17 protein-coding genes are annotated in these 21654 nt (G+C 39.4%); all 17 read right to left on the bottom strand.

Annotated features, from left to right (window positions below):
• Position 1 precedes the first annotated feature (1 nt).
• Genes IFO69_RS11090 through IFO69_RS11010 form a run of 17 tightly spaced genes read right to left on the bottom strand, consistent with a single transcriptional unit; the run spans position 2 to position 21620 of the window.
• Positions 2 to 1375 carry an eCIS core domain-containing protein gene (locus IFO69_RS11090; RefSeq protein ID WP_192010171.1) on the bottom strand — a complete coding sequence of 458 codons (1374 nt, stop codon included), beginning with the start codon at positions 1373 to 1375 and terminating at the stop codon, positions 2 to 4.
• Between the two features lie 31 nt (positions 1376 to 1406).
• Positions 1407 to 2282, bottom strand: coding sequence for a DUF6734 family protein (locus tag IFO69_RS11085; protein WP_192010170.1), 876 nt, complete (start codon positions 2280 to 2282; stop codon positions 1407 to 1409).
• The gene (locus IFO69_RS11080) at positions 2279 to 2848 is read right to left on the bottom strand and encodes a hypothetical protein (protein WP_225444098.1); all 570 of its coding nucleotides are present in this window, start codon (positions 2846 to 2848) and stop codon (positions 2279 to 2281) included. Before IFO69_RS11080 ends, IFO69_RS11085 begins: the two co-directional genes overlap by 4 nt.
• Positions 2849 to 2863: 15 nt before the next feature.
• Positions 2864 to 4375 (bottom strand): contractile injection system tape measure protein, encoded by a 1512-nt coding sequence (locus IFO69_RS11075; RefSeq protein ID WP_192010168.1) that lies wholly within the window; start codon positions 4373 to 4375, stop codon positions 2864 to 2866.
• On the bottom strand, positions 4368 to 7838 hold the full coding sequence (locus IFO69_RS11070) for a PKD domain-containing protein (protein ID WP_192010167.1): 3471 nt from the start codon (positions 7836 to 7838) through the stop codon (positions 4368 to 4370). The genes IFO69_RS11075 and IFO69_RS11070 overlap by 8 nt, the downstream gene beginning before the upstream one ends.
• 12 nt (positions 7839 to 7850) lie before the next feature.
• The gene (locus IFO69_RS11065; RefSeq protein ID WP_192010166.1) at positions 7851 to 10550 is read right to left on the bottom strand and encodes a hypothetical protein; all 2700 of its coding nucleotides are present in this window, start codon (positions 10548 to 10550) and stop codon (positions 7851 to 7853) included.
• Entirely contained in the window at positions 10538 to 13897 is a 3360-nt protein-coding gene (locus IFO69_RS11060) for a baseplate J/gp47 family protein (protein ID WP_192010165.1), read from the bottom strand. The genes IFO69_RS11065 and IFO69_RS11060 overlap by 13 nt, the downstream gene beginning before the upstream one ends.
• Before the next feature lie 13 nt (positions 13898 to 13910).
• Complete coding sequence (locus tag IFO69_RS11055) at positions 13911 to 14321, bottom strand: GPW/gp25 family protein (RefSeq protein ID WP_192010164.1); 411 nt, start codon at positions 14319 to 14321, stop codon at positions 13911 to 13913.
• Position 14322: 1 nt separating this feature from the next.
• Positions 14323 to 14616, bottom strand: coding sequence for a PAAR domain-containing protein (locus IFO69_RS11050; RefSeq protein WP_192010163.1), 294 nt, complete (start codon positions 14614 to 14616; stop codon positions 14323 to 14325).
• A gap of 6 nt (positions 14617 to 14622) precedes the next feature.
• A complete protein-coding gene (vgrG, locus tag IFO69_RS11045) occupies positions 14623 to 16368 on the bottom strand; it encodes a type VI secretion system tip protein VgrG (protein ID WP_192010162.1) in 1746 nt (581 codons plus the stop codon).
• Entirely contained in the window at positions 16365 to 17054 is a 690-nt protein-coding gene (locus tag IFO69_RS11040) for a CIS tube protein (RefSeq protein ID WP_192010161.1), read from the bottom strand. Before IFO69_RS11040 ends, vgrG begins: the two co-directional genes overlap by 4 nt.
• 38 nt (positions 17055 to 17092) lie before the next feature.
• The gene (locus IFO69_RS11035) at positions 17093 to 17254 is read right to left on the bottom strand and encodes a DUF5908 family protein (protein ID WP_192010160.1); all 162 of its coding nucleotides are present in this window, start codon (positions 17252 to 17254) and stop codon (positions 17093 to 17095) included.
• A gap of 2 nt (positions 17255 to 17256) precedes the next feature.
• Entirely contained in the window at positions 17257 to 17697 is a 441-nt protein-coding gene (locus tag IFO69_RS11030; protein ID WP_192010159.1) for a phage tail protein, read from the bottom strand.
• A 3-nt stretch (positions 17698 to 17700) separates the two neighbouring features.
• On the bottom strand, positions 17701 to 18132 hold the full coding sequence (locus IFO69_RS11025; RefSeq protein WP_192010158.1) for a phage tail protein: 432 nt from the start codon (positions 18130 to 18132) through the stop codon (positions 17701 to 17703).
• Positions 18133 to 18172: 40 nt separating this feature from the next.
• Positions 18173 to 20158, bottom strand: a complete 1986-nt coding sequence (locus IFO69_RS11020; protein ID WP_192010157.1) for a phage tail sheath family protein — start codon at positions 20156 to 20158, stop codon at positions 18173 to 18175.
• Between the two features lie 11 nt (positions 20159 to 20169).
• On the bottom strand, positions 20170 to 21024 hold the full coding sequence (locus IFO69_RS11015) for a hypothetical protein (RefSeq protein WP_192010156.1): 855 nt from the start codon (positions 21022 to 21024) through the stop codon (positions 20170 to 20172).
• Positions 21021 to 21620: a DUF4255 domain-containing protein gene (locus tag IFO69_RS11010; RefSeq protein ID WP_192010155.1), complete on the bottom strand. Its 600-nt coding sequence runs from the start codon at positions 21618 to 21620 to the stop codon at positions 21021 to 21023. The genes IFO69_RS11015 and IFO69_RS11010 overlap by 4 nt, the downstream gene beginning before the upstream one ends.
• Between the last annotated feature and the right edge of the window lie 34 nt (positions 21621 to 21654).

Raw genomic sequence — 21654 nt, 5'->3', positions numbered from 1 at the left:
ATCATTTTACCTCTTTCAGTTCGGCCTTGGTAATGTTTTCCAGTGTTTTTCCATTCTTGATGGGCTGGGTAAACACATATTTCACATCTGTGAAATCAAATATGTAATCGATCGTACCATCATTATTTTTGTCCACTTTTTTAGTAGTTTCATCAAAGCCTTCGCTTTTGTATTTGATGGTCTTTTTAGGGTATAGCTCCTTTAAGAAAGCTTCCTGCGCTTCATGTCCAGCCTCGTGAGCTTTTTCGAAATCTTCGTTTGTAGCAGTAGATTTTTTCTTGTCATAGTCTGCTATGGCGAACCTTTCAATAACAAAGTGAAGCAACCAGCTTTTGAAGATATTGGATGAAAGTCCAAACATGTCTGCGGTATCGACCTTGCCAGAGTTGAAACTATCAATGAAAACCTGGTCGTTTTCTGTAATGAGTTTGAGATCTACATTCTGAGCAGCCTTGATGGCTCCCAACATTTTTTTGGTAAATGTGTCTGTTCCTTTGGCGTCTTTATTTTCTGGTTCCAGCTGCTGGCTGTCCAATTTGAATTTGATTGGTGTTCCATCATTGATTTTACCTAGAAACTTTTCCTGTGTTTTTTCATCCGTGCCACTTATTTTGACCTTTCTTTGGATCTTTTTTTTTACCGCTCCCTGCTGTTGCAGGGTATGGGTAAGTTCATGCGCCAAAAGCAATTGCCCGTTTTTTGAATTTGGGTCATATTTTCCTGTGTTGAAATAAATATCATTGCCATTGGTGAAGGCATGGGCTCCTAAGGTCTTGTTCATTTCTATGGCAGATTGGTCCGTGTGGATTTTCACTTTGCTGAAATCGGCTCCAAAACCTTGCTCCATTTTATGTTTTGCTTCCTGGGTCATGGTTTGTCCGGCACCTTTGGATTGGTGAAGTTGATGCTCAATTTTATTGGGTCTTTTCACATGGGTCGAAGCTGCCTTTGCCTGCAAGGCTTCTTCTTCCTCCTCTCCTTTAGCTTGAACAGCTTCCTCCTCTTCTTCTCCTTTTGTCTGTAATTCTTCTTCTTCACCCTCTTGCTTTTGGACGGCCTCTTCTTCTTCAGCAGATTTGGCCTGTACTTCTTCCTCCTCCGCTTTTTCCTGTTTTTGTACAGGTTCCTCTTCTTTTAAATCCTTTTTCTGAACCTTTGTGGTGGATTCTGCAAGTGATTTTTGCTGGACTTGTTCCTCTTCAGCAGCCCCTTTTTTTTGGATGCTGGATGTTTGTGTATCTACAACTTTGGAAGCCATATGATCCGCTTCTTGCTCATACTTGTCTCCGGATTTTCCCACACTTAGTTTGGGCTGTATAAAGGGACCGCTTTGACTTGTTTTTGCTCCATGTTTCTTCTTTCTGAAAAATCTCATGATTTATCTTGTTTAATGGTGAATGGAGTGCTTAAGCTACTTGATTTTTGCTCAAAGGGTTATGTTGTGCCATGACTCCCGCATTTTCAAGTGCTAATTTTACCTGGGCGTACCAGTAGGGAAAGATCTTGAATAGCCTATATTCAATTTCTTTGACGATATTCTCTCTGTATTTTTTGATACCGAAAAGGTGGCTATACCCCATTTGTTCGGCGTATTTTCCATGTTCTTTGATATTTCTGCCTTTTAGCAAAATCTCCGGCTTGATGCCATAATGATGGAGTAGGCACGCAAGATTGTATTGCTCAATCAGAATGCAGGGTTCCTGTCCTGTCTTCTTGAGCTTCGCAAAGTCTTCTTTCTGTAAATTGTATATCCTTTCCAACTGATAAAAAGCCTCAATGAATTTGTTCCTTAAGTGCAGGTCATTGAAACCAAGTACTCCACAACTAAAAGTATGTCCTAAGTCCGGGTGCCAGTGTTTGATGTCTTGGGTGTAATGATTGAAAAAATCAACTTGTCTTTTGTAATGAATCCTATATCCTCCCTCCTGACGTTCCAAGAGTACTTTGTCAAAATCAAAATCTATTTTTCTTTTGATAAACACATCAGTATCCAAGTGAACAAAGGGTTGGGTTTGTTGTTCAATGCATTCTATTTTGGATTTCATCCAGATGTCTTTATCCGGTTTTACATCCAATCTCGTCACTCGGCAAGGAAGCATATAGAGAAATTGGTAGGCCAGATCATCTACATAAAGCTCAATATCCCGGTACCACATATGTGCATATAGGACACTCAAAGCCGTCATATAAATGGTTTCTTTGAGACGGTTTCCCATGTACCACCGATTGTTGATCAGGGGATGTACATCCAAACTGAATATGATTCTTGGTGCTGATTTCATTGGTGTGCGTTTAGGGTATGAATCATGTTCTTTTCTTCCAAAAAGGAGACATTGTTATACAAGGCAGCTTTTTTACTGTGCTTATATAGTCGTTTCCAATCATACAGTTCTTTCATATGTTCAGAAGTGAGAAATTCTATTTGATTATTGTGGAAGCCTTTCATCTCTAAGAAGGAAGCATGCCATACCGTTTTGCCCAACAAGGTCGATTGGGTCAAATGCATTTTGTAAAATATCCTTCTGAAATAATCCATATGGACCCGCTTTCCATTGATAAAGAATTCTGAAACTATGACCTCATCAGAATTGAATTTATAAAATCTACTTTTATGCCTTTTTACACCATCTGTGTCTATAATTGGGGCAATGTCACTTTCTTCTTCATAAATAATATCCAAGTCGTGGACTGGCATTTCATAATAATCCCTAAGGTTCAGATAGTCAGCTACCCCACCTACAAATGCAATCTTGTCCAAATCGAGCAAATCAAACACATGACGGAAAGCAGCCTTTTGCTCTTCGTAAATATGGGATTCGTCATAGTTGATGTGGCTTAATTGTTTCATTACCAATTTATTTTCTTACCATTCCACAAATAATAATTGTTCCTTCCAAGGGAGTTTTACCAAGGAAATGTTCCATGTTATTTTTTCCAACAGTATATCATGGGTTTTCCTCTCCACAATAAGTTTGGAGGCACCTTCTTTCAAAATCAACTTGCCAGATCTTTGTAAAAACTCATTCCTTAAGAGATCGGCAGATGAATTTTTTAAAGCTGGCCAATGAGACAGTACGGCTTCCAACATCTCCTCAACCTGTTCTTTCCAATAATCAGAAAGTGAAATCAATCGGTGAATAGATCGTGAAGAAGTAATATCCACAAGGTATTTCTCAAATACCATTTGGTGTTCATATGCATATTCCTCTTTGGTGGCGATGTAATGCAGTAAATGGGCTGTGGCCTCAGGATCTACTAGGTTTTTGCGGTCATCCAATAAATCACAGTTGATCAATAGCTGTTTTAAGAAAGGATGTACTAATACCAGTCCTGCATTGGGAACAATTAATTCCATGTCATTTTGTTGCTCAGAATCGGGTAAAACCCCATCATTAGGATCGCTGATAAAAGGTTCTTTAGTTAGGTTATCAATATTTTGATCAATTAACTTTTTATCGCTTTGCGCTTGATCCACTTTCAGATATTCCAGTATTTTTTCCATCAATAGAGGTAATTCCAAAATCAATTGTTCGGTAGAATATTGATCTATTTCACTTGAGATGTAATTCTTGACTTTAGGGCTTGCAGCAATTGTTGAGCTTATTCCTGATCCTTTTAGGAGTAGATGGATAAGTTTTTCTCGAAGGATTCTGGTTGTTTGACTGGATTCATTGATAGCTTGACTGATCAGGGTGTACCAAAAGAACAATCTGATATTTAGTCTAATATCATCATTTTGACTTTTGTTTAACTTGGTTAAATATTCTTCAATATCTTTGTTCCCTAGTATGTTCTCTATCCCAACAATACCCGTCTCAGATAAAAGGAATTCTAATTGCTCATCATCCAACTGTTTGATCAGTCGTTCTCTAAATGAATGAACCAATAGTCTAAGCCTCAATTCGCTCTTAAATGCCGGAGTAAAATATTCTTGGCCATTGTGGTACTCGTGTAGAGGAATAAAGGTTTCTTTTTCAAGATCCCACCATGCTTGCGTGCCCTCGTCAAAAAAGTGAAAGAAAGCTTTGCTCCATTGTAACGCTTCACTGATAATTATTTCATTTCTTTTTTCGGACGAAATGGTTTTGTTCAGCTTTGTTTCAATAGCCTGTTGTACTTTATCATTAACCGAAATACTTATATCCACCAAGTCAAGTTGGTCACTATCCATAATTTCGACTTTCACCTGGTCCAGCTGTAAAGTGTTTCCTGAGAACTGAGAGGCTAGCTGATCAAAGTAACTTTCCAACTTTGGAAAGAGAACCTCCTGTAAAAAGTCGCTGAGATGATCTTTCAGGTGGTGGGCATAGTCCAAATCCGCTGTACCTATTTCCAGATAAACTTTATGAATAATATGTTGTCGATTACTATGCATTTCGAGCTAAAAGTTCTAATTGCGCATTGATCTCATCGATTAAGAAAGGAGAATCTTCAAAGTCAGCTTGGATGATATTCATCAACTCTTTCAAGGTTCCATCGGGGTCAGGATTGAATTCCAATCTTAGCAAACCTTGCAAGAAACCGTTGATCATTGTGGTGATACTTAAGATGATTTCTCGGAATTCTGTAATTATACCTGCTTCCTGACAGCGTAAAATGGTGTAGAAAAGCCCAATGTAGATTTCTATCAAATTGCGGATAGCGGCCTGATCTTCCCTACTCTGTGATGCCCTGGCAGCAGCTAACAACCTATTGTATATTTGTTGGCTAAAATGATCATCATTTCCCAACCTACCATTATGACTTCCATTTATATATTCTCCCAGTTCATTCTGGACAGTTTCCAAAAGACTACCAATAAATGAAGCCAGTTCAGTGGTTTCTCCGGAGATGTTGTCATTGACTTCCAATATTTGATTGATAATTCCCGAGCCATTTTCTATGAAGTTACTGGCCACTTGCAGACACGTACGGACTTCCGGACCGTCCGATATGATTACCGGTCTTGGCCCATCCACTGATGCACCGCATAATCTATTGGTAGCTGTGAGAGAAACAGTAATCGTCCTGCTGTTAAAACTTGAAACACTGCGAACAATTTCGCTGGTATCATCTCTAAGTATTTCTTCTCCATCGACTAACCATCTGAAATCTGTTGCATTTTGGGAGTTGTTGCTTATAACCAAGTTTCCGTTCTGGATATTAGTAACAAATGAGGCAACAGGTGGTGCTAGCAAATTGATGTTGAGGTTTGATGCTGTACCATTCAGCAAAATCGTTATTTGATTTCCTGCCGTTGTTGGAACATTGGCTGGAACAAAGAAGTAATTGCCTCCATCATTTCTTGTTGGCGAAACCCCTGGCCCTCCCAATTGAACATTTCCATCATCAGGAGTGATAAAGATATTGTGGCTACTTTCATCATTTCGGCAGAATTCAGTTTGGTCCATGCTTAAGGTAATATCAACTGGTACATCCAAAACAATGGTATGTTCCACTCCAAGTGCACAATTTCCTTCACCGGCATTAACTGTCACAGTTACTGCATTACCATCAATATTATCTAATAGGTAAATATGCTGAATAGATAGGTCTGTAGAATTAACCAAAGCCGTTCCATCTCCAAAGTCCCATTGATATTCTTGTCCTTCAATAAGGTCATCACCTATAATATTAAATTGAACATAAACTTGGGTTTGTCCCGGATCCATATTGTCCACTTCAAAATCAAACACTGGCTGCCTGTAAACAGTAATTTGGCAGTCCGTTTCGAAATTATTGACTGTAAACGTGATAGGGACACCATAAAGCTCCTCACTGACCAAGAATGGATCAAATACAAATGCGCCGAAATCATCTTGGGTAACTCCTCCGAACAGACCTTCCTCTACTTCAGCTTCTACATAGCCACCGGTTGGCATCACATGGAATGGGATAGGTTCTGTTTCCTCATTGAAACAGAGTTCTTCTAAAGGCAGGCTTAAGGCTACTAAGTTTTCCCCGCAGCATAAATAAGGCAAGGTAAAATCAGCTACAATCGGGTTGAGTACTACAATTTCATCTTCGTCAGCTTCACCTTCAAAATCACCTGCTAAAGAACCGTCTCCAGGGTATTCATAAGGATATCCATAACCATATGGATAGGGATAGGCACTGTACAGTCCTCTAACATATATCATGATAAAGGTCCCGCCTGGCTGTACACCTGCTTTGTGCTCGTACCCATGGTTTTTGTTCAAGTAATAGGTGGTAAAGTCCTCTACAAATTCCATGTCCTCATTGGCATTGATACCTAAGGCAATGACATTGAAGCCTAATCCGTATTCTTTTCTGATACCTTCAATAATCGACAATGCGTCCTTATAATTTCTTCCTTGATGCCCTTCAATTCTATAAAAATCATGGTCTAAGGTGATTTCCAGAGGTTCTTTGATGTTTAAAAAGGCATTATGGTAGCTGACATTGTTTCGATGCTTGGCCCTTAAAGTTTTGTTAAAGTCCCACAGCTGGATCAAATGGTTTCCGACATTATTGTAAAACGGAATGGCCTTTTTACTAAGAAGCCCCAAATGAAAAGAAGGCGTGATTTTGATGAAATTATAATTGGCATTGTAATTGGCAAGCAGCTGTACTGCTCTTTTAATTAAGCTAAAAAGCCTGGATTCATCAGTGCCTTTGCCATAGCAGATGTCCATTTCTTCCTCTCCCAAATCTATCACCTCTTCTTCCAGGGTGTTTTCGGGACCAATATCGATGATGGGCATGCTGGTCAGGCAATCCGTGCAAGTGCTGAGGTTTTGGCTTTTTAGGATGGGGGATTTGTAAAAACCATGTCGATATTCATAGCAAACATCTTCTTTAAATATTTCACCTAACATCAAATGTTTCGGAAATGCCTTGATGTCCGGACAACAATCACCACTATCCATGTTGAAGAGAATGTCTTTTATTTCATTATAAGTATCTATTACATCTTTGAGCAAGTCGTAGCGGTATTGGAAATCTGGAGGGGTATTGCTCTCAGTGTAATCAAAAATGGTAGTGAGGTAATCTTCAAAGGCATTTAGCAAAAGGGGCATGTTCAATACAGTCAACAAAGTTCCAAAACCTTGTTGTAGCTGGTTTACCACATCATTTCTCAACGTTCCATTGGTAAAGCTTTTCTTTAATTCATCGTAATTGCTGAAGTTTTCGGTGGACAATACCACCCTATTCGCAAATACATCCTCCATTTGATGATAAAGATGGGAGTAATTGGCCTTACTGATAATGGTATCATGACTGTTGATTTGCGCGGCCACTGCTTTACTGACTAAGAGTACTTTATAGTTACCTATAATTTCCAAACCTTGGTTATCACATGACAAACTCACGCACAAATCTTTTTCCTTTTCGTAACATTCCAAATAGAGTAAAATAACTGCATCATCCATGCTGATTCCTTCATTGGCTTCCAGTGTGGATAACCCAAAATTGTCATCATTTTCTACAGCCTGCTGCTCTTCAGTGAGCAATTCATATATGTCCAATTGGGTGTCACCATCATAGAAGTATGGCTTATAGTTGGCCTTTTCATTATCATGGACTTTATAGTGGCCATATAGTTTGCTTTCAATGGCTATTGTTTTTTCTCCTGTCTCCAGATCAATACCATACAACTGAAAAAGATCTCCATCTGTGGTGACTCCGGCTCCTTGGCTAATCTCCAGGATTCCTCCAATAGGATCATAGGTTACCTTAAATCCACATACTATTCCTACTCCACTGAGGCAAATCCTTGTCAAACGATCCTGGTCGTCAAAAAAGTTTACCATCTCATTGAGATGTCCAGCAGTAAGCACCTGGTTCTTGGTAAACCTTCGGTACTTGGTTGTGATGTTTTGAAGATTGATTGACATGGTAATATTATTTTATAGTGATCCTAAATTCGTTTTGCCAAGAATGACTTTTCCTCCCAACTCCTCATTTTCGTCTTCACAATCAAACAACCTACCTACTGGATAGACATTGTTCAATCCCATCAAGGCTTCTATGAGTTTTATCAGCTCCGGTTCGGGCTGTTCCTGATCTAATGAAGTTTTGGCTTCTAGATAATCCTTATAGGCATCTTCAAACTGTAAGAGCTCATTGTCGGCCGGATCATCTACCTCTCCTTCCCTGTAGCCAACCCAGCAAATCTTGGCAAGCACATGGGCAGGCAATTCTTCTTTGATGACCTTTTCCATATAGTTTCTGAAATCTGTATTGGAAAAACGCATGGTATATCCTGGCAGCACTATACTGACCCTGTAAGAATAAGGATCCAAAGGTTCACAATCTGTGCAGCCTTCATCGCAGATAGGCAGAAAGGTGTTTTCTGCCGCATTATTGTCCTTGATGTCCGGTCTCAATAGGATATGCTCAACCAGGAACATCCCTTCCTCAGTAAATACTTCCTTCAAGAAGGTGATAAGGTCCAAAATGGAGTTTTTCACGGTTTCCTGAGAACCATAGTAACTATAGCGTTTGGCCACAATCCAGTCAGGGTGATTTTTATCACCTATAGCGGGATTGATGATATCATAACTGTATTTGCCTGAGTTGGACTGGTGAACCTGAATATTATCCACAACCAAGGGCACAGTAATATTTTCCTGAAAGGCAGCTTCAATTTTATAAGGGCTGGTTTGTATGACCTGAAGGATCGCAAAGTACATTTCCCTATTGGCCAAATAAGTATCATAATATTCCTCTGTACCCGATAATACAATGGTATTGTCGGCATTCCTGATACGCCATCTATAAACTTTATTTCCTTGACTATTGGTCAAGCTGTACAAATCCACAAAGGACCTCGATAAATGCCTTCTATTGTAATTTTTGACACCAAGTAGTCTTGCCACTCTTTTTTGGAAACCTGAGACATTGGAGGTATCCCAAAGCTCATCGGGGTTTTCTGGATGGAGGTTGAAAGCCTTGCCTCTATTGGTACTGACTACTTTATATTCTTTTAAAAAATCCTCCTTGCTTCTGAGTACCATTTCATCTGTAGCGGTGCCATACAGCAATTTCATGATGAAAGTATATTCTGAAAACCTTTCCGCAAATCTTGACAAAAGGTGGTCTAAAATTTCATTCCTCCGTTGAAAATTATTGTCCAATTCCTCAAAAAGCTCATTGGTCAATAATTCATCATCATTCATGGGATAATTATTCACAATCTCATCAAGGTCTTTGATATCATCGATGGCTTGGGCAAAAAATGTCTTGGTGAGGTTTCTGTTGACGGAAAGCAATTGGCTCACCTGTCCCAAGTGTTTGAAATAACTTCCCAGTATTTGGTCAAAAAACAAAAGGTACGCTTTCAGTTGTTTTGCTTGTGATTTTCTGGCTACAGTTGCCCTGTCTGGCAGGCCATATTTACCGATGCCATAAGTTTGGGGAAAGTCATTTTGGATGGTGGTATAGTAGTCTGTCTTTAGGTAAGTACCTTTTGGGATTTCTATATCCTTGTCTTGACTGGCCGCTATGATGGAAGCTTCTTCCTGGGCTTCAAGTTCTTCTAGGTATTTGCTTACTTGAGCTTTGTTGATACTCAAGGGAAGAAGACCCTTTTTGTAATTGAAGACACTTTTACTACAAAGCAATGGCTTCTCGAAGGGTTTTAGACACATCACCCACTCATTACCTTCATCCACTTCTCCACAGTTGCCCATTGTGATTTCCTTGATCAGCTTTACTCCAGGCACATCCATTATCAACTGCATAATATCAGAAAGCCTAATTTCACTCCTTAGATTCGCCTCGGACAGTTCCTTGTTGTCTATAAATCCGTGTTCTAAGGTAGGACCATCAAAAATCTCCAAACTCCCATAGCCCTTGTCCATCATTTGCTTGATTGAATAAAAGTTAACGGAAGGAGAGAAATATTTGTCCAAAGCGTTGAGCACTAAGGCATGAACCATCTCTTCATCAGCACCAGCTTCTACTTCTATATCTGCACATACCTTCACGGGATACTTATCCACAGGGTGAATGTCGATCAAATCCTCACAAAGATTCCTGTTTTGATGGTACTTGCTTCTGATCTGTCCTTCAATTTCCTCGATTTCTTCAGGTTCCAGATCTTCATAGTCCACATATAAATCATACAGTCCATTGAGCTCAAAAGACTTTTTCTGACCTTGAGGAATCGTGTTGAAGGCGTTTGGATCATAAGAAAGCTTTGCGTCCTTACAGTTGGCATATACCGTTTTTTCATGCTTGGCCAACCAACAGTTTTTTACACCTTTAATATCAATAAAGAGTTTCCTGTAATCAATTTCGGTAATGGGGCTGGTGGGCAGTACTTCAGATGCCTTGAAAAATTGACTGTTGATATCTTTCGAAGGATCATTGGATGCCAAGATATCCGTAATGGGTAAGTCTAGCCTCATCCCTAAATCAGTAATGGCATAGGAAAGCATTTCGAGTATGGTGATGCCTGGATCATGGGAATTATAATCCGTCCATAATTGACCTCCAAGTTGCTCGATATAGGCTATTCCCAACTCCCTAAGATAATGAAAGTCCAAGTCGTCTTTAGAAGAGACCTTTTTGGGAATGCTGATATGTTCTTTTAGTACTGACATGTTTCTGATTCTTCAATACTGGTTTCTGAGCAGTTTTTGATATTGGTGAAAATGGAATGTTTTTTGGCCGAGACCAGAATATGTTTGGGACTTTCAGGCTTTAGGATAGGACCAAAGTCCAATTGGTTCAAGTAAGAGATGGAAGTTGGGTCTTCGGGAATTTCTATCTCATTAGGAAGCTTGGCCAATTCTAGCTCTTCCAAATAGTCCACATAGTATAGCTTTTCTACATAATCAATTAAGATGCTATTATGGAGTTCTGTCCCAAAAGTGATGTCTTGTGTATTATCAAATGCCCACGGAGACAAGAATTTTGTCAAATCTTCATTTAATTGGCCTTTATAAAAGTTCTCGTCATATTGTTGATAAAACTTCACTCCAAGTTTAACCACCACTTTTTCATATTGAGGATTGATCACCTTGGCATTGACTAGTTTGGAGTTGAGCTGGTTCAAATAAGCTTGAATGTTGTTGAGGACAGCTTTGCTCACTCTAGGCTCATAAATGTCAAAAACGTTTTTATTGATGATATCAGGAACCACTACTAGTAATACATGTCCCGGTGCTAAAAAGGAAGTGTCTGAGGTATGATTCAGGCATTTTACTTTATAGATTTCAGGATATTTCTGCAAGACCAAGTGTTCATAATCCCATAGGGTAATAGCCCTGTTTTTATGCCTCAAGCGCTCACTGACCCTTCGGTAATAGACATCATCTGATTCCTCTGGCTGCCCACCAAATGAATTAAAGGGTTGGTTGATACCTTTAATTTGTGGAACTCGGGTAATCAATTTTGAAATACTTCCAGCGGGCAATCCTTTTTCCAAGTGAGAAAGTTCGTTGCCATTGTTTTCAAATTCCGCTAAAACAGCTTGGGCTTTTATGTCTATCAACTTACAAACAGCGTCAAAAGTCTTGTGGATTTTCGCCCTGATCCAAATATGTCCTTTCGGTAAAACAGTATTATCCTGATTGGCTTGTGCTGGAATGCTGAACTTAAAGATTCCAGATTTAAGGAAGTTGTCTATATTATTTAAGAGGATACTGTTTTCTATATTTTTCCATTGATTGTTACATAAAATAGACCATTCTACCTTTTGCCTTCCGACAAATGAGTCTGCCTCTGGGTTTTCACTTCCCTCCAGAACTTGGATCAATAAGGCCACCTGCTGAGTGGGCAGTGCATCGGAAAGCCCAATATATAATTCTCCACCTTGGCAGTAATCTGGTACCAACCAACAGTCATTGGTGGCATTGGTATTTAAAATTGCTTTTTCTTTTGCTTGAACTTTTAGGTATCCATGCTCTTCTGCTTGTCCAAAAGCTGCTTCATGGAACAGTTTGATTCTATTTTTCTCAAAGGCCATATGATCCAAGACATTGAAATCAGTGCTTTCTTCAGCTGTATATCCCAGCGTGATGGATTCAGCAAATGGCGTATAAGGTTCATTGGGAATAGGTGTTTCCTTATTGGTGTCCATCATGGCCAGCGTATAGAGTCTGGGAAACAAGGAGTGATAAAATGATTGGTTCAAACTTATTTCTATAGGCCCAGATTTACCCAACTCATATCCAGTCCCTTCCGCAACGGTGTTCATCTCAAAATCTCCATTGGTCTTTTGAAAAAGTATCACGTTATTTTTTGTTCCAGCTGTATTTGTTTCAGGATGAATGCTTAATGTGCCTTTGAAGTGATCATTATTCGGTACAATCCTGTTGCTCGTATCAATTTGAAAATTGGTTTCTAGGTCATCATTGATAGCCTCTGTTCTAATGTCCTTCTTTGGGCTTTCTGGCTGGTTGGCTGATTTAAATACCTTGGAAGTAGCTGCCAAAAACATATGGTCTATAAACAACTGCTTGCTGATAGAAGAAATGTATTCAGTTTTGTAGGCTCCATAGTGTAGCCCAAAGTCATCTGGAGTATTGATCCACTTGATATTTATAGTAGCGTGTTTCCATTTTTTCGAAAACATCTCCGGAGAGCTGATCTTGAATGAAGAGCCTTTGACCGGTTGGGTGGTAAAGGGATAAAATGGCTTTTGAGGATTTAGCTGACCTGTATCACTATCGATAATCAAAGATTTGACTCCTCTGACATCTACTTTTACATTGATATTGCTGATGGCCTTTTTGACAAGTTGCCTAAATAGAAAATGTATCTTTTGCTTATAGGGCTCCTCTTCTGTTTTGATGAGAAACCGAACCACGGGGTAGTTGGAGTTGATATTTTCACCCAATATATCTTGATTATACTGACTGATAGCTTCCTGATCAGAAGGTAAGCTGAAAACACAATTGAGTTGGTTTCCTGATATGGATGAGGAAATGGTGTCATCATCTGTTCCGTTGAAAAAGGCCAAGTCTTTGGACAGGTTAAAAGGCCCCAACCATTCCTTTTCACCACTGCAATAGACCTGAATAAGTTTGATCAAGTCGTCATCGTTCAATTCAGAGGAAGAGAAATTGAAATTACTTTTGAAACTAATGCTGATAGACACATTCCTATCCCCCTCCTGTAAAGCCAACATAGGGGATGCAATGGCAAAGCCCAAGTCGGCTGAATCTAAAGGGTCATAGCTTTCCTCTTCCGAACTATAGCCAAATGGCCACCAGTAAGGACTTTCTTTGACCAGCGCTTTCCCTTTTCCATCAAAGGAATTGCTTACAGGGCACTTTTTGATCTCTTGTAGATCATGGTCGATATACAGGCTTTTTAATTGGCTGACCTGGGCCTTGTTGGCAATCAGTTCTTGTTTCGTCTTATAGATTCTTTTTTGTCCAAAGCCATCTTTACCACCATCCAAACTCGTATTGACTTCTATTTTTTCATCTACACTTTTCTTTGCAATTTCAAAAATGACATGAACTTGATCCGCAACAGGTTCCAGTTTGCTTATTTGGAGCACTTCTTGGTAGTAAAAATCAAGGTGCTTTTTTGTCAATCCATTAAGGCGGTCTTTAGAAAGCTCCAATAACCTCAAAAAGCAAATAAAGAGGGTCATATGAGGAGTAACCGCACTTTCTGACTCTAAGTCAGATAAAGTGGTGGAAATACTTTCTTTTAGTGATTTGTAACTTGGATCAATCCTTTTGGGGATAGTAGATGAAGCAATGCCAAAATGATTGAAAAAGTCCTGCCAATTACCTGATGGGATTTGGTCATTGTCGACTTTGAAATAATTGATATTTTGAGCAAAATTATAAGCAAAAAGTATCCAGTCTTCCACATCAAAATCGTGAAGTTCAATGGAATCAGGATCGAGTATTTTAGTGAAACGGTTTTTCTGATCGGTACCATTTCTCTGAAAAATCACATCATCTATATGGTTACAGTTTTCGCTCATTCTGGCTTATGTTTTAAAGATTTGTCCCTTCTTCTTTATAAAAAGGAAATACCATGTTTTTTCTGGAATTGGTACTTCTAATGATATAATTAATGTGGATTAAAACTTTCCCTTCAAATTCATCACTCTCGCTTAGATCAATTTTCAAAACATCTATTCTAGGTTCATGGTAGAGAATTGCCTTGCGGATCAATTCTGAGATATAGGTTCTAAGGGTTAGATCTAGAGGCTTGAATAAAAGTTCATCCAAGTTGCAACCGTATGAGGGCAGCATGATCCTCTCCCCCAGTTTGGTGCTCAGTAAGATCTCAAGGCTTTTTTGAATATCTATTTCGTTTGAGGTCATGACAACCCCTCTTTTGGGCCTGTTAAACTCAGGAGGAAAACTCCATCCTGTTCCTAAAAATGATTGATCAAAAGCCATATTATCCTCCTATCATTACAGTGGTACATCCTAAAATAATACTGCCTCCATGCGCTGTGGTATCTCCCATTCTTGCTGCAGGCATACCTCCAATAAAAACTGAGGAAGAACCCATAATAATGGTGTCTGGAGGTCCTGCGCAAACTGCCATATCCCCTACTCTGGCAGCCGGTAAACCTCCTATGAGTACAGTAGGCTCTCCTGCTGGTAAAATTGGTCCTCCAACATGGGGGGCACCTCCAGGGTTGACCATAGGGCAAGTATGCATATCGGTTATTCTTGCGGCGAATGACATATTGAATCAGTTAATTTGAACTAAAGATCCTTTGACTACAGCGATGGCACTTGAAGACATTTCCACACCTGCAGAGCCTTCCGCCTTGAACTGGGCATTGGCTTTAATATTGACATTGGTGCCTTCCAAGTTGACATCACCGGATGTCTTGATATTAATATCTCCATTGCTTTCCATCACAATACCTGAACTATCCACCGTTAGGCTATTACCATTTTCATCTTTAATGACAATGGTTCCTTCATCTTCATCCAAGACAATAGTTTTTCCCGCCGGGGTTTCTATTTTGATGGACTTCTTGTCATCATCAAAAATCAATTTCATCTCGCTTCTGGTGACAAAGCCCTTTTCATGGTTGTCATCACTGGCGGTGATGGGAGCCGGTTTTGCACTGCTATGAAGCATACCCAACACCACACCATCATTGGGGTCATCATTAATAAAGCCTACAATGACCTCGTCTTCTATTTCAGGCCTGAAATAGGCTCCCCGGTTTTCTCCAGCATCTAGGGAAGCTACTCTGCACCAAATACCTTGTTCTTCGTTATTGATGATCGGGATTTGAACCAATATCCGGTCTTCACCGTCAGGATCCTCTTCCAGTTGACTTACAATACCGATTTGAAGTCCTGAAATAGCAGATAAAAGCCCTGAAGCTGGCATGGGATTTATATCAAAGGTCTCTGAAAACCAGGTAGGATTAAGTCCAAATTGGGCATCAACAGTCCAGTTCCCTTCAGCGATTTGATGTTTTACTCCGGTTACATATACTTTACCATTAAACCTGTCGCCTACTCCTTCCAGTTTGATGATGACCCCTGGTTTCACAGCAGGAATACCCTGAAATTTAACCCTGCCCCTTACTTTGGACATTTGCTGAAACAATTGCTTGGCATCTGCCCAAACCTGCAATTCAGTATCGCTAACAGCTCCTCCGTGTCGCAATTCTAGGTTTTCCAAGCCTATAATATTTGCTAACTCACTAAGGCTTAGATTTCCATTGCCTTCTGCGTTTGGATTATTGGCTTCTACTTGCAATACCTCTTGGTCTGAATAATTCCAGGCATAGCTAGAAATCTTATTGAACTGATTTCGGGCATCTATTTCTGCATCAAAATCCAACATGGTGGCACCAAAGGTCACTGTTTCCACTTCCGAGGCGGTTAGGTCAGGTTTTTTGATGATCATTTTCCCGTCTTCCACCATGCAGAGTTTGCCATTGGCCTGCGCCCTGGACAGTACAAAATCCCAATCTGAACAATGGTACTGGACCAACTCTTTGTGCGTCACATCAGTACTTTCTACTTCTTGGTCTACATCGTAAGCACCAATGATTTCCTCAAAAACAGCACTGTCACTGCTTTCATAGAAATACCTACTTTTCCGCCCAATAGTGAGTTTGACAGCTTTGTCTTTACATTCTATGATCAAAAGAGTTGAGTTTTCTCGAATCTTAAGGCTGTGCTTGATGACCATTCCTTTGAAAATCGTTTCTTCGTCATTGTGGTAACCGGCTGTGATTTCTACCTCAGCACCAGGAATTAAAAGTGACTCATTGCTGAGTTCAAAGTCTCTTTTTGATGCCTCTCCATCGATTAATATGATCGTAGCAGTAGGAACCCTGTTAATTTCCCTATTGACCACCAATTGTTTTACCTGATATTTTTTGGAAAGCTCATTGCCATCCACTAATACCTTTTGGGTCACCAAATCGGCACTTTTTGAAGTCTGTATGACATCACTATTGTTCATTTTGTAGTTGTTTTCTCTATCGGTGGAAAAAATAATTGATCTCCTACATGAAGTTTTCTAAAGCTGGTGAGGTTATTGACTTTGGCCACCTCCAAATAATATTTGGAATCGCCATAAACCCGGTGAGCCATCAGTGGTAAAGTATCTCCATCCATAACGGTCCTTAAATGCGTAAGGTCTGGGGACTTGTTGTTCTCCATGGCCACTCTAAGGTCATCTTCGACGAACCCTTGGAATTTAGCCTTGGCAATGGCCCTTATGGGAGCTCCATTGGGTTTGAAAAGCTTAAACTCAATGCTCATTTCCATGAGACTTCCCTTAAAGAGAAGAGATCCCCATGAGATGATCAGGTAATTGGGTTTGTGTTCATCGCCGTTATAATCCAGAATGACTTTTTTGAACTTTTCTATATCATCAATAATCCCATCCTCTGTGGCTTCAAAGCCTTGAATGACTCCAGATCGGTCAAATACAAATTCCAGTTCAAGGTCTTCTGGCAGTTTTTTATTGAATTTTGGAGAAAGGTCGCTGGTTCCAGAAGCTTGGTCGTTATTGGACTCGATCTTATACTTAAAAGTATATTTCTCAGGATTTAGCAAAGTGTTGAATTCCCCATCGGCTACTTTATTGTCAAACTGAGGATCGCTATAAGCTACAATACTGAGTTTTTTAAGTTCACCATTCATAACATTAGGATTTTGATTTTTGTGTGGTCAATGAAAGCCTATCTCTCCTTCTCGGCTGCTATGATATTCATTACTTGTTCAATGCAATTGGAGACGACATCCTGTTTGCCTTTTCCTTGATCTCCTTTGGCGCCTTCTGGTTTCCCTTTTTCGCTATCTACATTGATTTTGATATGTAGTTCTTTGATTTCTATCGGCATGACTATTCAGAGGTATAGTAGTTATAAGATAATTCTATGGTTTCAACCACCAGTTTACTTTCTTCGGCATTAAAGTCTTCAACAGACCATTTCACAGGATAAGCATGGACAATTTTCCAAGTATGTAATGGTTGGTGTTCCTCATTTAGAAGCTTTACAGTAATGTCAGAAGGTTGAAAAATAAAGTTTTCAATAGCATCCTTACACCATTTGATCACTTTGGAATCAAGCAGCATTCCCCTTTTTAAGACCAAATTTGGATATTTGGTCCTGACAGGAAATTTGTGCTTAAATCGGTTTTCTCCACCTTCGATGATACTTTCTGTTTCTATATCCACAGATAACCCTCCAACCGATTGAAATCTTTGATCATTGTCTCCAGTGTCAATGTCAGTAAACTCAACTAAGAAGTGGAAACCTACCGGAGGGTAATAGCCAGCCATCGTCTATTCGTTTTGGATCATTAAACCTTCATGGACTAGTTCAATCGACTCAATAGCTGTTTCGTTGCCATCACCTTTCAAATCTGTCGACTGGACTTTTGTCGGCCAAGCATTTTTTACCTTCCAAACCACCACAGGATTATGCTCTTCATCTAACAATTTGATTGTGATATCTCTTCTTTCTATGGTATTGAGCTTTACCGTATTCCACCAGGCAAAATATTCATTGTCACTCTTGAATGTGCCCCTTTTCATGGTAATGTTGGCAAACTTCTGCATTCCTGGCATTTTCTTCTTGCTATATTCGGGCATAGCACCATCACGGTATTCTATTACTTCCGTTTCCACATCCAAACCAGATACCTCAGTGAAACCGATTTTAGTTCCTCCCCAGTCTACTGAGAAATGAAACTTTGCTAAAGGATAATCAGCCATAACTTTATGATTTTAAGTATTTTAAAACAATTAATTAAACTTATGCTTCAGGCATCTTGTGTGAAAACTTAAGGATAATGAATTCGGCCGGTCTTACGACTGCCATACCGATTTCCACATTCATTCTGCCTTCTAGAATGTCCAAAGCCGTCATGGTTTGTCCAAGACCTACTCTTACAAAAAACGCTTGCTCGGGTTTGGCTCCTTGAAGTGCGCCCGCTCTCCATTGAAGAATCAAGAAGTTCTCAATCATGGCCCTTACCTTTACCCATGTATTGGCATCATTGGATTCAAAAACAAATTGTTCTGTCGTCTTTTTGACGGATTCTTCAACCATGTTAAAGAAGCGTCTGACGGAAACATAGCGCCATTCATTGTCATTACCAGCTAAGGTTCTGGCTCCCCAGACCAATATTCCTTTTCCGGTAAATGGGCGGATGATATTAATTGACTTTCCTGCTACTACATCCACATTGAATCCTTCTTGTTTTTTATTGTCTATCAAAGTTTTGACCCCAACTACATTGTTTAAGGAAACATTGGCAGGTGCTTTCCAAACTCCTCGGTCATTATCCACCCTAGCATAAACCCCAGCCATCGTTCCACTTGGAGGAAGGGTAAGCAGTTCATTGGAAATGGCGCGTATAATGTTTTTAAGGGGCGGAATAGCCTCTACAGCAGACTCTTGTAATGTACTTACATAATTGTCTGCTGATGTAACAATCAGGTCCATGGCAGATTTAATATTGGTCCACAAACCAATAAAATCTGAAATATTAGGTGTGATGGATTCAATATTGGTGCTTCCTGTGGTGAAATAATCTCCATTGGCAGTGCCTCCAGTTGTATAGTCCACTCCTGTTGGAGAAGGAGCCGGTAAGTTTAAAGGCGGCGCAGTAAGAGTGGAGCCAGCGTCCGCAGAATCAGCATAGATGTCCTGCAAAGCTGTAATGGTAGTATCTAAACTTCCTGTTAATTTGGAAACTAAATAATCAAATAAATATTCGGTATCACCTGCAGGAGTACTCACATCTGAAAGGCTTATTGATACATCTGTCCCTACTTCTATGGTGTCCCTTACAAAGTCTATGCATTGTACATAATAATTTAGCAAGGCTTCTAAATTAGCCTTGGAAGGATTGGTACTCAGCGTTGTGGATAGGCTTTCATATTTACTTTCATAGGAATTGAATCCTGCATGTAAGCTTTCCTTCTCGGCTGTTATTGCCAATTGATCATCCACCAAGTTATCTAAACGATTTGCTAGATCTTTTCCTTCAGGATCTGCTACTAAGTCAGCTAAATCTACCGAACCACCCCCAGATACCAAATTATCCTTGATGTCTTTATAGTTGACCGCTCTGGGTAAGTTTGCCTTGAGCCAAGGTGAGTAAGCAGCTCCATATTTCAGGTAATTAATCCCAATACCGTTTCTAAAATTGTCAGCAGCATCATCATGGGAGCCTGTATTTTCTTTGAGATCGAAAATACTGAACCTATCTTTCAGCTCGTTACATTGTGCCAACATCGCTTGATGCAATGAATTCATGTTGGATTGGCTCATCAAAACAGCATCAGGGGCTAAAAGAATTGTTGGTTCATCCACCTTTTTGATTTCATTTAGACCTTTTATAAAACCTGCCGTGATCCCATCGCCATTTTGTGGCGTTTCACCGTATTTTCCCACTGCAGTAATGTAGCAGTCTCCACCCCCATTTGCGTAAAACATTCTAATACATTCATACATATAATATTTGTCATCCATCAGAATAGAAGTTACCTGATTGGATGCATCGAGCTCGATAGAAGTGATGTCTATGTCCGGAGCTCCACCATAATACTGGACAAATTCCAGTACGGAGGAAATCTTTGTGGGGACATTTAAAAGATCATCACTTATGGTTTCCTTTGCCATTTTGGTATAGCCAATAAAGGCCGGAATGGCGGTTTCTACCTGTGCCACTGAAGGAGGAAAAATGGAAATTTCCTCGACATAGACACCGGGTGTTTTATATGATGTTGCCATAATAAAAAGGTTTAAATGAATATTTCTGAATAGAGTTGGTTAGATATTAATTTAACGCTATTAGCGCTTGGATTCGGAAATTGATATTTATCAGGACTGGGTGGCGAAGATTTAAAATCAGTAGGATTCTCCAATTTGATATATCCATACTTGGTAAGGGGCATTGCCTGTTTGGTCTCTACCTCAAACTCATCTTTACGGTGGATATATTTCCAAATGGTTTTCTGGTTATCAAATTGTATTTTAAAGTGAGGTGGTGTGTTTTTTAAGCTTCCATCGTTGTTGATCAAACTATCGGCAGTATTACTTGACTTGATTTGGATACTTAATATACCACTCAGTAAAAGTGGATTGTCTGCAAAATTGGCCAACAAAAAATCTTTGTTTTTACCCTCATATAAATAATCACCATCAATCAACTTATTTTGGTTAAACCTTGGGATGGACTCAAAACTAGCAGGATCAGGAAATATGGGGGATTCATTGGAAAAGAACATTAGTTTACTCGTATCCAGCTCCAAGGCGGTATAATTTTCAAAGTAAGAATCAACTATATATAAATTGAAATTAAGCTTTAATGAATCCTCTAGTGGAATAAAGGGAATACTTTCGTCTGTTGCGCCGACTTTAATGGCGAGTAAAATGCTATTTGGATAAAGTTTAAAAATGATCTTTTGACCACTCATTACTTTCAAAGTTTCTTGTGTTGGTGTAATCTTTAGGAAACTTCTGAAGTCAAAGTATTTTAATTGTTCAGCTTGTTCATCAGTGTTCATGGATGCAAAGGATGTCTCCCCATTGTCCAAAAAATAATTGTGATAGATGGAAACAGTAGCTAAGGTTTTATAGATAGAAGATACATTCATTTCAGTATATTTTTATAGTTTCTGCTTATTTGAGAAATAACTGCATCTTCGGAGGTGGAAAGATCCCTATTGATTTCAACAAGATTAAGTCTATAAAAAATGGATGGTAGCTGTCGACCCCCTAGGGTTCCCCAGATGTAGTTCAGTTCCTCAAAAGTTGGAGTAAATAGTTCCACGGTAAAACGGAAGTTCTTGATTCCACTCATTTCATCCAAATCCCTATCAAAGTTGGTATTGGATTGGGTGAACACTTTTTTCGACTGAAAGAATTCGAGAATTCTGGAAAGATCACTGAGTGACTTTTTGTAAACGCTGCGGTTGGCACAAAAAACTAAAAAAAGATTAAGGTTGACGATAGGGTTTTTATAGGTGACCTTCGTACCTTCCAAAACATGGTTAGGGAAGTTTTTTAAAGTAACTTCTTCGTTCAGGTTTATAAGTGAAAGGATCAATTTATTTTTTAATGCATCAGCATTTTCCTGTTGTGAATCGATCATGGCCACATTCTCGAGGATCACCTCGGAATCTTCCATTTCTAATTCAACAAAATACTGATTTACCTCTCCAGCAATTATCTTGAGAACTTCGAAAATCATTTTACAAAAGATTCAACTATAAAAATCAAATTCC

The sequence above is a fragment of the Echinicola arenosa genome (assembly GCF_014841125.1).
Lineage (GTDB): Bacteria > Bacteroidota > Bacteroidia > Cytophagales > Cyclobacteriaceae > Echinicola > Echinicola arenosa.
Note: the sequence above shows the minus strand (reverse complement) of the source record. Positions and strands in the feature narration are given on the sequence as shown.